Source organism: bacterium (assembly GCA_016873475.1).
GTDB lineage: Bacteria > Krumholzibacteriota > Krumholzibacteriia > JACNKJ01 > JACNKJ01 > VGXI01.
In genome coordinates this window covers 1-11,408 of record VGXI01000101.1, presented here as the reverse complement: position 1 = coordinate 11,408, position 11,408 = coordinate 1, and the positions used below count along the sequence as shown (strand labels likewise).

Genomic DNA, 11,408 nt, shown 5'->3' with positions numbered 1-11,408 from the left:
GGGGGACCCAACCTCGCGCTCTACCTGACGCGCGTCGCGCCCCATGCCCGGCACTTCAGCGAGGACCTCGAGTCCAGCCTCGGCCGCATCGCCGACTACCTCGCTCTGCGCGCGCCGGCCGGCTCGGCGGTGGCGGCGCCCGACATCGGACTGCTCGGTCTGCGCTCGGACTGCCGCATCGTCGACCTCGGCGGTCTGATCGAGCCGCGCATCGGCGCCCTCTGGCAGCGCATGGGCTACGAGGCGATGCTCGACAGCCTGGCCTTCCTCGAGGTGGCCCCCGCCGACTTCCTCGTCGACCGCGGGCCGGCGGCCGCGCGCCTGGCCGGACGCCGGCCCGACGGCCGCGTCCTGCTGCCCGTCCTCAGCCGTGAGGTGCGCGGGCTGGGCCTGCGAAATCCGCAGCCCCTCTACTACACGCTCTACCGCATCGGACCGCCCGACACGCCCCAGACGGCGGCGCCCCCGCCCCCGCCCTGAGAGCGACTTGCCCGCGATTGCGTCGCCCGGTATCATCTAAGGCCAGACAGCGGGCGCGGCCGGAAGCCGGCAGCGCGAGGAGACACAGCATGCGTTCTGCAGGGGAACGGCGAAGCGGCGGCGGTGGGCGCGCGGTGCGGCGCTGCCTGCTGGCCGCGGCCCTGCTGGCGCTGCCGGCGCCGGCCCTGCGCGCGGCGCCCCCCGCCGGCGGCCCCTTCACGCCCCGCGAGCACCCCTCGAGCGAGGGGAGCCCCGTCGACGCGGTGATCGTCACCAGCGCCGCCCTCGCGCCCGCCTTTCAGGCCCTGGCCGACTGGCACCTCGCGCGCGGCACGCGCTGCGTCGTGCGCGACCTGGACTGGATCGCCGCGCGCTACCCGCCCGGGCGCGACCGCGCCGAGAACATCCGCTTCTTCCTGCAGGATGCCCGCCAGCAGTGGGGGCTGAGCGCCGTCGTCCTCGGCGGCGACACGGACGTGGTGCCGGCGCGCTACGCCTGGAGCTACTTTCAGGGCCCCGGGGGGCTGGCGATCCCCACGGACCTCTACTACAGCTGTCTGGACGGCAACTGGAACAGCGACGGCGACGCCTACTGGTGCGAGGCGAACTACCTGGGCCAGCCGGGGGACGCGGCCGACCTGCAGCCCGAGCTCTGGCTGGGCCGCCTGCCCGTGAGCACGCCGGCCGCAGCCAGCGCCCTCGTGGCCAAGCTGATCGCCTACCGCGAGACGACCCGGGACGATTTCCAGGACCGCGTGCTCTTCCTCGCCGAGGTGCTCACGCCCTCGAGCTGGACGCCGGGCGATCCCTTCGAGGACATTCTCGTCGACGGCGGCTCCTTCGACGCCGATCTCATCGCCAACGCCCTCGATCCTGCGCAGCAGCACACGGAGCTCTTCCAGAGCTGGGAGAATCCCTTCTGGGCGGCGACGCTCGCCACGCCGCAGCCCCTCAGCGTGCGCGCGGCGCTCGACTCGCTCGCCCTTGGCAACTGGGCCTTCGTCGACCAGAACGGCCACGGCTTCCGCTACAACATGTCGGTGGGAAACGCCAGCATCGACGTCGGCCAGGCGCTCGCGCTCGACAACGCGCTGCCCTTTCACCTCACCTTGATGAACTGCAGCTCCAACGCATTCGACTTCGACTGCCTGGGCGAGAATTTCCTGCGCAATCCGGCGGGCGGGGCGATGGCCGTCCTCGGCTCGACGCGCGACAGCTACCCCTTCAGCAGCTGGCGCTACCCGGACCGCTACTACCGCGCGCTCTTCCGCGAAGGCCTCACCCAGCCCGGCGCCGCGCTCCAGGCCATGCGGCTCGCCCTCGTGCCGACGACGGACAACGAGGGCTCGGCGCGCTGGACCTATCTCATCCTCAATTTCCTCGGCGATCCGCTGCTCGACCTCTGGACGGCCGCGCCGCGGACCCTCGCGCTCGGGCATCCGGCCGGCGTCGGGCTCGGTTGGCAGGAGATCGCGATTGCGGTCACCAGCGGCGGCGCGCCCGTGGCCGGCGCGCGCGTCACCCTGAGCAAGGCGGGCGAGGTCTGGTCGAGCGGGACGAGCGACGCCGCGGGGCTCTGCCGGCTGCCGGCCCATCCGCTCAGCGCCGGCAGCCTCGCCCTCAGCGCCTGGGCGCCGAACACCTTCACGGCGGAGGCGGCGATCGCGGTCTCGGCGCCGGGCGGCGCCGCGCTGCACCTGACGGACTGGACGCTGGCCGACCCCCCCGCGATCGAGCCGCGCAACGACGCCGACGGCCGCTTCGAGGCGGGCGAGACGATCCAGTTCCTGCCGACCATCGCCAACAGCGGCGGGGGCTCGGCGCCGGCCTTCCGCGTGCGGCTGAGCGCGCTCGACGACTCGCTCGCCGTCGTCGTCGCCAGCGAGACCTTCACCGCGCTCCCCGCGGGCGGCCAGGCGACGGGCACGGGTATGCTGCGCCTGCGCAGCGCAGCGGGCTGCGCCGACGGCGTGCCCCGGCGCCTGGAACTGCGCGTCGAGGACCTCGGCCAGCAGGTGCTCCACCGCGATACGCTGGCGCTGCTCGTCCACGCGCCGGCGCCGGTGCTCGCCGAGTGGCGCTTCACTGACGTCGGCAACGGCGACGGCATCTGGGACGAGAGCGAGGACTGGCGCGCTGCGCCGCGCTGGGTGAACCTGGGCGGTGGCAGCGGTGGCGCGCTGGCCGGGGCGCTCTGGTCCCTCGACCCCGATCTCGTCGTCGCGGAAGGCAGTGTGGCGCTCGCGCCGCTCGAGTTGCTCGCGGAGGGCAGGCCAGCGCCGGGCTTCCTGCTGCGCCGCGCGAACGCGAGCCAACCGGCCAGCGCCGTGCTGCGCCTTACCGACGCCTTCGGCCGCAGCCGCGTCGACACCCTCGATTTCGCGCCGCCGCCGATCCCCGGCGGGCTCGCCGTGGTTCTGAACGAGGGGGCCGGGCGTCTCGAGTTGCGCTGGGCGCCTGTCGTCGCGGCGGACCTGGCCGGCTATCTCGTCTACTGCGCCCAGGGCGATCCGAGCGCCTTCACGCGGGCCACCCTGCTGCCCCTGCCGCACGCCGGCATCGCGCTCGCGGGGCTCCTGGAGAACAGCGAGACCTGGGTCTACGCAACCGCCGTCGACCGAGGCGGCATGGAGAGCGCTTCCAGCGACACGCTCTACACCTCGACGAACCCCGCGCAGCTCCCTGGCTTCCCGCAGGCCACCTTCGGGGCCAGCTCCTGCCCCGTCGCCGTGGGCAACGTGGCGGGCGACGAAGGCCTCGAGCTGGTCTGCGGCGCCGACGCCCTCTACGTCTGGCACGCCGACGGCAGCGAGCCCCTGGACGGCGATCTCGACGCCCAGACGATCGGCGTCTACAACACGGCCGTGCGCGACGTCGTGGGTGCGGTCACCCTCGTGCCGCAGCCGGGGAGCCCCTACCGCGCGATCGCCGTCGCAACGCGCAACATCGGCGGCTCCTCGTCGCGGAAGATCTACCTGCTGGGCGAGAACGGGCAGATCCTCCCCGGCTGGCCGCGGAACACCTTCGAGTGGATTTGGGCGAACCTCGTCGCCGCGGACCTGGATGGCGACGGCGACTACGAGATCGCCGGCATCGACCGCAGCGGCAACCTCTATGCCTTCCACCTGAACGGCAGCGAGCTCGTCGATGGCGACGGCAACCCGGCGACGATCGGTGTCGTGAAGCGGAATCTCGGCACCTTCGCCGACGGCTCGCCTGCCGCCGCGGACCTGGACGGCGACGGCCGCGACGAGCTCGTCGTGATGGGGGGCGTCGGCCACCGCAGCCTGCACGTCTTCAACGGCGACGGCAGCGAGCTGCCCGGCTGGCCGGTGCACCTGGATCCGACGAACCAGTATCCCACCCTCAAGGAGAGCTGCCCGCTGCTGCTCGCCAACCTCGACGGCGATCCCCTGGGCCAGCTGGAGATCGTCCTGCACAGCGATGTCGACTCGCTCTACGTCTTCCGCAGCGACGGCAGCCGCTTCCCCGGCTTCCCGATGCGCTTCGTCACCAACAGCAACGGCGTTGCGCCGGGACCGCTCGCCGTCGACGTGGATGGCGACGGCGAGCGGGAGCTGTTCATCGTCGAGCTGCGCGGCGGCTACAACTCGGCCCTGCACCTGATCAAGCTGGACGGCAGCCCGCTGCCGGGCTGGCCCATCGAGCTGCAGATGCACGCCGAGTGCAGCCCGATCGCGGGCGACCTCGACGGCGACGGCACGCTGGAGTTCGTGCAGGGCAGCGAGCAGGGCGTGATCTACGGCTTCCGCGCCGACGGCAGCGTGCAGCCCGGCTTCCCGATCGCGGTGGGGGGCGAGGTGCGCGGCACGCCCTGCATCGCGGACCTCAACGGCGACGGCGACGGCGAGCTGATCGTGTCCACCTGGAACAAGCACGTGCTCGCCTGGGACTTCGGCGGGGCCTTCGCGCCGGAGACGGTCCCCTGGCCCACGCTCTCCGGCAGTGCGCTGCGCCGCGGCGTCGCCGGACTCTGGGATCCCGTGCCCGCGGCGATCAGCCAGGTCGACCTCGCCCTGGAGGCAGGGGGCGCGGCCGCGCGCATCGCCTGGCAGGTGGGGGATCCGGCCTACGCCCGCTGGGATCTCGAGGGCCGCCGGCGGCCCGCGGGCGGCGACTGGGAGGCCCCGCGCCTGATCGCCGAGGGACTCGCCCCCGACGCCCATGGCTGGTGCCGCTGGCGCGAGACCGGGCTGCCCGCGGGCGGCGAAGTGGAGTACCTCGCGATCGGCCACGCCGCGGGCGAGCCCGCGCTGCGCGCACCGCTCGGGCGCCTGACGGTGCCGGCGCCCGCCCTGCGCAGCGGACTGGCCGGCGCCTATCCCAATCCTTTCAATCCGAGCACCACGCTGGCCTTCACGCTCGCCGCGCCGGGGCGAGTGACCCTGGACATCCTCGGTGCGGACGGCCGCCGCCTGATCCGCCTCGTCGATGCGGCGCTGCCCGCCGGTAGCCACGAGCGCGTCTGGGACGGCCGCGACGGCGCGGGCCGCCCGCAGGCGAGCGGCCTCTATCTCGCCCAGCTCCGCTGGGCGGGCGGAGCCGAGAGCCGGCGCCTGCTCCTTCTGAAGTGAGCGAGCCGCGCGTGGGGAGAAAGGGGGGCGGCGCGCTGCCCCTCGCACTCGTCCTTCTGATGACGGCGGCCTGCGACCGGCGAGCCGCGCCGCCTACCGGGACGGAGATCCGCCTGCACAGCGAGCGCGGAATCACGCTCGTTGCGGCCGAGGATGCGCGCGGCGCCGCCCTGCTCGGCGAGGCGCGCGCGCTGCTCGCCGCCGCCAGACCCGGCGCGGGCGCGCTCGACCGGCGCGAGGTCGCCCTCGCGCTCGCTCGCGGCGCCCTCGAGTTCCGCTTCCCCTCGCCGCAACGCTTCGCCACGGCGAGCGGAGATTCCCTGAGCGCCTGGCGCCTGCTCCTCGTGCTCGGCATCGAACCGCCCCCTCCCGGCGGGGAGGAAGGCCTGCTCCTGCTCGCCGGCGATCCCGACTACGCGCCCCGGCCCTTCGTCAGCCGCCGGCCGCGCGAGCGCCTCCTGCGCATCCTCGAAGGCCACTAGCGCCGCCGTCGGGCGCGGACTATACATTTGTATTCCACGTTGGGACCCCGCAGCGCTGCGCGGCAGCGCGTGGGGTCTTTTTCCAAATGGGCCTTGACGCGCCTGCGGCCCAGGAGTACGGTGGGGCGCCATGGGGGAGATTGGAGTGATTCCCCTAGACCACCCTAAACAGCGCAGAAGAGTGGGGGAGAGCGGTGTCCGACTTCATCGGCACGCAGCGTTGCAAGCTGGACAGCAAGGGGCGCCTGCAGGTGCCTGCCGGCTTCCGGCGCAACCTGGGCCTGGAAGGCGGCGAGACCTTCGTCCTCAGCAAGGGCTTCGACAGGAGCCTGCTGCTCTTCCTCCCCGAGGGTTGGCGAGGCTTCCAGGGCAAGCTGGAGGGTCTGCCTCCCGGTCCGGAGAAGCGCCAGGCGATCCGCTACTTCAGTGTCAACTCGGCCTCCCTGCCCGTGGATCGGCAGGGGCGCGTGAGCCTGCCCAAGGCCTTCCTGGAAGCACTGGGCGCGCCGGTCGAGCTGGTGCTGGTGGGGGCGCTGGATCGCATCGAGCTCTGGAACCCGGCGGACATCGCCGGCGAGTTGGAGAACGTGGACGCCGCGCTGCGCCAGGTGGAGCGCCTGCTCTAGCGAGCAGGCGCCGCAGGAGAGTGAGAGAGAGAGCCGGAGGAGCTGGATCGTGGCCCTGATCTGCGAACAGCGCGACGACTACCTGCTGCTGCGTCCCGCCGACGAATGGGACGAGCGCTTGCAAGGCGAACTCGCCCGCACCCTGCGCGAGGCGCTGGCGGCGGGGGGGCGCAGCTTCGTCGTCGATCTCGCCGGCACCATCCACATCCGCTACCGGGTGCTGGAGCTGCTGCTCACGCTGCACCGTGAGCTGCGCGGCGCGGGCGGCGAGTTGGTCCTGGCCTCGCCCAGCTTCTATCTGATGGAGATCTTGGCGGCGGGAGACGTTCCCCGTTCCATTCCCGTGTACCCTTCGGAGATGAGTGCGGCCTTGGGTTTCCGTCAGGCTTCCGCCGCCTGTTCGCTGGTACCGCATGAGGGTGAGAGAGGGGGGAGCGGCCTGTCGCGTTAGGCCGCTCCCCCGCGTGTTCGCCCCCGGCGCGCGCCGGGCGCGCGCGAGGTGAAGCTCCATGGCACACGAGCCCGTCCTCCGGGAAGCATGCGTCGACCTGCTGCGACGCGGAGGCCCCGGGCTCTACGTGGACGCGACCCTGGGTGCCGGCGGGCACGCGGCGGCGCTGCTCGCCGCCTTGCCGAAGGCCACGCTGCTCGGCGTCGACCGGGATCCGCAGGCCCTCGCGCTCGCGCGCGAACGCCTGGCGCCCTGGTCGGACCGGGTTTTTTTTTGCACGCCGACTTCCGCTCGCTCCCCGCGGCGCTCGCCGAGCGCGCACCCCAGGGAGCGCGCGGGCTGCTCGTCGATCTGGGGGTGAGCTCGATGCAGCTCGACGTCGCCGCGCGCGGCTTCAGCTACCGCTGGGAGGCTCCCCTGGACATGCGCATGGACCCCACGCAGGGCGAGACGGCGGCGGCGCTGCTCGCGCGCCTGGACCCCGGCGCGCTGCGCCGCCTGCTCGTCACGCTCGGTGAGGTTCGCCGGCCGGGTCCCCTCGTGCGCCGCCTGCTCGCCGCGCGCGAGGCGGGCGCCCTGGCGACGACCGGCGACCTGCGGCGGGCCGTGGCGCCCGTCGCCGGCCGCGACGCCAACGCCGAGCTCTCGCGCGTCTTCCAGGCCTTGCGCATCGCCGTCAACGACGAGCTGGGCGCACTCGACGCCCTGCTCGCCGCGCTGCCCGCGCTGCTCGCCCCGGGGGCCGTCGCCGCCTTCATCAGCTACCACTCCCTCGAGGACCGCCGCGTCAAGCAGCGCCTGCGCGAGGAGAGCCGCGGCTGCGTCTGCCCGCCCAGCCTGCCCGTCTGCGGCTGCGGCGGCCGGGCGCGCCTGGCCCTGCTCACGCCGCGCGCCCTGCGTCCCACGGCCGAGGAGATCGCCCGCAACCCGCGCGCGCGCAGCGCCCGCCTGCGCGCCGCCCAGACGACGAGGAGGCCCTGATGCTGAGCCTGCCCGGTTCCGAGGCCCGCACCTGGAATCCCCACAGCCACCGCGGCGAGCTGCGCGGGCGCGAGGGCGCGCTCCGCCGCAAGGACCTCTGGTTCTACTTCGCGCTCGCCGTGCTCCTGGTGCTGCTCTTCGTCGTCTGGCAACAGACGCGCGGCCTGCAGCTCGGCGCCGAGGTGGCGCGCCTGGAGCTGCGGCGCGAGGCCCTGCAGACCCAGATCGTCCAGCAGGCGGTGCGGGTCGCCCAGCGCCGGCAGCCGGGCGCGCTGGGCGTCGAGGTCGCGTCGGCGCCCGCGGCGGCGAGCGCCGCGGCCGACCCGGAGGCGGGCCTGTCCCTTGGCGACCTCGAGGGCCGCGTCTTCGTGGCGACGACAGCCGGGGCCCAGGCCCCGGCGCGCCCGCAGGACAGCTGGCAGGCGAGCGTGGGCCTGGGCGTCGCGCCCGCTCTCGCCCGCGACGATCGCTAGGCGGGAGCGAGGCGATGCGCGTTCCCCCGCCCGGCATTCGCCTGCTCGAAGGGAGCGTGCTCGCGCTGGCCCTGCTCTTCGGCTGGCGCCTGTTCAACGTGCAGGTGCTTCAGCACGAGCGCTTCCTCGGCCTGGCGCAGAAGCAGTGGCAGAAGGAGCAAGCCCTCCCCGCCCCCCGCGGCAGCCTCTTCGACCGCGCCGGGACCCCGCTCGCCGTCAGCACGGTGCAGTACCGCGTCACCGCCGATCCCGAGGCCTTCCAGAAGCGGCCGCCGAGAGAGCGCCTGGCGGCGCTCAGCCTGATCGCAGGCCAGATCGGCCAGAGCGAGAGCTGGCTGCGCCGCAAGCTGGATGCGAAGAGCCGCTACGCGCTGCTCCACGACGGCCTCCCCCTCGGCCTCGAGGACCGCGAGCGCCTGCGCGCGACGGGCGTCGTCCACCTGGAGGCCTGCAGCCGCCGCCTCTACCCGCTGGGCGCCCTCGCGGCGCCGCTCGTCGGCTTCGTCGACGACCGCGACGCCGGCATCTGCGGACTGGAGGCCGGCCTGCAGGGCGAGCTGGCCGGCAAGCCCGGCCGGGAGCTGGTGCAGAAGGACGACCGCGGCCAGGTCCTCATCTCGCCCCTCAACCGCGTGCTCGTCGAGCCGCAGCGGGGCCGCGACGTCTACCTGACCGTCGACCACAAGGCGCAGGCGATCGCCGACATGGAGCTGGCCCGCGCCGCCGAGGACTGCGGCGCCCAGGCCGGCTCGGTGGTCATCATCGACCCGCGCCGCGGCGAGATCCTCGCGCTCGCGAGCTGGCCGGCCGTCGGCGAGCGCGACGAGTCGCGCTTCACGCCGGCGGAGTGGAAGCTGCTGCCCGTGCAGGCCGTCTACGAGCCGGGCTCGACGCTCAAGGCCCTGACCAGCGCGGCGCTCATCGAGCGGGGCCAGGTCTCCCCGGCGACGGCGATCCCGATCGAGGCCGGCGTCGCGCAGGTCGACGGCTTCACCGTCCGCGACGACAAGCCTCACCCCGGTCAGCTCAGCTTCCGCGAGGTCTTCGCGCTCTCGAGCAACATCGGCTTCGCCAAGCTCTCGCGCCGGCTGAGCCGCGAAGACCTCTACGGCATCCTGCGGGACTGCAACTTCGGCAGCGCCTACGGCATCGAGCTGCCGGGCGAGGAGGAGGGCGTCCTGCGCCGGCCGGCCGCCTGGTCCGAGCGCAGCAAGCTCACCCTCATCTTCGGTCAGGAGCTGAGCGCGACGCCGCTGCAGCTCACGGCGGCCACCGGCGCCATCGCCAACGGCGGCGTCCTGATGAAGCCGCGCCTGCTGCGCGGCAGCTGCGCGGGCGACGGCAGCGCGGCGCGGGAGACCGAGCCCACCCTGATGCGCCGCCTCTGCCAGGAGGAGACGGCGGCGACCATCCTCACCCTCATGGGCGAGGTGGTGGAAAACGGCACCGGCAAGGCGGCCAAGGTGCCCGGCCTGCGCGTGGGCGGCAAGACGGGCACGGCGCAGAAGTTCGAGGGCGGCCGCGTGAAGCAGGGCAAGTACCTGGCGAGCTTCATCGGCGTGGCGCCGCTCGAGTCACCGCGGGTCGTGATCGGCGTCTTCCTCGACGAGCCGCGCGCCGGTCTGACGCACGGCGGCCAGAGCGCGGCGCCGGCCTTCGCGCGCATCGTCGAGAAGCTGGCCGTGGCGACGCCGGCGCAGCTCCAGCCCACGCTGACGGCGCCGTCCCAGGTTGCGACCGGCGGCCGGCCCGTGCCCTCCTTCCTCGAGCTGGAGCTCGCCGAGGCCGAGACCCTCGCCCGCGCCGAGGGCCTGCGGCTCTCCCTGCTCGGATCGGGCCGCCGCGTGGTCGCGCAGCAGCCGGACCCCGGCTGCCGCCAGCGCCCGGACCTGCCGCTCACGCTCGTGCTGGGCGATCCACCGCGGCCCAGCCAGCAGCCGCCCGATCTGCTCGGTCTCAGCCTGCGCGAAGCGCGCCGCCGGGCGCTGGCGCGCGGCTGGCAGATCGCGGCGGAGGGCAGCGGCGTCGTCCTCGCGCAGAGCGCGCCCGACCCGGGCCGCGCGGGCTGGATCCAGCTCCGCCTGGGCGGGCCCGGCGAGGCGCTCGACGCGGAGGCCGACAGCGCGGCCACCGCCGTCGCCCAGAGCCCTGCCGTCCCGGCGACGCCAGCGCGCGCCGCCGCGGCCAAGGCCGCCCCGCTGCAGGTGGCGGCGGCGAGCGCCCCGCGCCCCCTGCCCAGGTCCGCTGCGAAGGCCGCGAAACCGGCAGCCAAACCGGCAGCCAAGCCGGTCGCCAAACCAGCGGCCAAGCCAGCCGCCAAGCCGGTCGCCAAGCCAGCGGCCAAGCCAGCCGCCAAGCCGGTCGCCAAGCCGGTGGCCAAGCCAGCCGCCAAGCCGGTCGCCAAGCCGGCAGCGAAGCCGGTTGCCAAACCCGGCGTGCTGCTGCCCCTGCCCAAGGCGAAACCCGCGGCCAAGCCGGCCGCGAAGCCGGCGGCGGCGCCCGCCGCGCCGGCCCGGCCGCCCGAGAAGCGCTGATGGGCGCGGCGCCGCTCCGCCTGAGCGAACTCGCGCGCCGGCTCGCTGCGGAGGCGGGCGGCTGCGAGCGGCGGGGGCCCGATCTCGCCGTGAGCGCGCTGGCGATCGACAGCCGGCGCGTCAGCCCCGGCTGCCTCTTCGCGGCGCTGCCCGGCAGCCGCCAGGATGGCCGCGCCTACGTGCCCGCCGCGCTCGCGGCGGGGGCTGCTGCTCTACTCCTGCCCGCGGGCAGCGAGCCTCCGGCCGGCCGGGCGGCGCTCCTCTGCCCCGAGCCGCGGCGGGCGGTTGGCGTCGCCGCGCAGGCCCTGGCGGGCGATCCCGGGCGCCGGCTCGCACTGCTCGGGGTCACGGGGACCAACGGCAAGACGAGCTCGGCGCTGCTCCTGCAGGCACTCTGCGGCGGTCCTGCCGCCTGCGGCGTGCTCGGCACCGTCCACTTCCAGGCCGGCGGCGCGCCGCAGCCCAGCACGCACACGACCCCCGACCCGGTCAGCCTCGCCGGCCTGCTCGCGGCGAGCGTCGCCGCCGGACAGCGCGGCCTCGCGATGGAGGTGAGCAGTCATGCCCTCGACCAGGAGCGCGTGGCCGGCCTCGCCTTCGCGGGTGTCCTCTTCACGAACCTCAGCCGCGACCACCTGGACTACCACGGCGACATGGCGCGCTACCGCGCCGCCAAGCTCCGCCTGCTGGCGCTGCGGCGCGCCGGGGCGCCGGCCCTGGTCAACGCGGACGATCCCGCCTTCGGCCCGCTGGCGGGCGCCGACGGCGTGCTGAGCTACGGCCGCG

Annotated in this window: 7 protein-coding genes and 1 pseudogene; all 8 read left to right on the top strand. The window is 74.5% G+C overall.

Translation table 11 applies throughout. The features are described 5' to 3' along the window. The first annotated feature begins 569 nt into the window (after positions 1 to 569). A complete protein-coding gene (locus tag FJ251_09345) occupies positions 570 to 5,075 on the top strand; it encodes a hypothetical protein (protein MBM4117932.1) in 4,506 nt (1,501 codons plus the stop codon). Between the two features lie 11 nt (positions 5,076 to 5,086). Next, the gene (locus FJ251_09340) at positions 5,087 to 5,557 is read left to right on the top strand and encodes a hypothetical protein (protein MBM4117931.1); all 471 of its coding nucleotides are present in this window, start codon (positions 5,087 to 5,089) and stop codon (positions 5,555 to 5,557) included. A 194-nt stretch (positions 5,558 to 5,751) separates the two neighbouring features. Continuing rightward, positions 5,752 to 6,183: a division/cell wall cluster transcriptional repressor MraZ gene (locus FJ251_09335; protein MBM4117930.1), complete on the top strand. Its 432-nt coding sequence runs from the start codon at positions 5,752 to 5,754 to the stop codon at positions 6,181 to 6,183. Positions 6,184 to 6,232: 49 nt separating this feature from the next. Continuing rightward, complete coding sequence (locus tag FJ251_09330) at positions 6,233 to 6,634, top strand: STAS domain-containing protein (GenBank protein MBM4117929.1); 402 nt, start codon at positions 6,233 to 6,235, stop codon at positions 6,632 to 6,634. Positions 6,635 to 6,692: 58 nt separating this feature from the next. Then, positions 6,693 to 7,615: pseudogene (rsmH, locus tag FJ251_09325) on the top strand (16S rRNA (cytosine(1402)-N(4))-methyltransferase RsmH). Then, complete coding sequence (locus tag FJ251_09320; protein MBM4117928.1) at positions 7,615 to 8,088, top strand: hypothetical protein; 474 nt, start codon at positions 7,615 to 7,617, stop codon at positions 8,086 to 8,088. Before rsmH ends, FJ251_09320 begins: the two are co-directional and overlap by 1 nt. Before the next feature lie 14 nt (positions 8,089 to 8,102). Beyond that, positions 8,103 to 10,622, top strand: a complete 2,520-nt coding sequence (locus tag FJ251_09315; GenBank protein ID MBM4117927.1) for a hypothetical protein — start codon at positions 8,103 to 8,105, stop codon at positions 10,620 to 10,622. Beyond that, the coding region (locus tag FJ251_09310; protein MBM4117926.1) for a UDP-N-acetylmuramoyl-L-alanyl-D-glutamate--2,6-diaminopimelate ligase at positions 10,622 to 11,408 on the top strand (787 nt) is incomplete at its 3' end. The genes FJ251_09315 and FJ251_09310, both read left to right, overlap by 1 nt.

Excerpts from the sequence above, each read along its gene's own strand:
- FJ251_09320 (MBM4117928.1), top strand. The coding sequence starts at position 7,615 with ATGCTGAGCCTGCCCGGTTCCGAGGCCCGCACCTGGAATCCCCACAGC.
- FJ251_09315 (MBM4117927.1), top strand. The coding sequence starts at position 8,103 with ATGCGCGTTCCCCCGCCCGGCATTCGCCTGCTCGAAGGGAGCGTGCTC.
- FJ251_09345 (MBM4117932.1), top strand. The coding sequence starts at position 570 with ATGCGTTCTGCAGGGGAACGGCGAAGCGGCGGCGGTGGGCGCGCGGTG.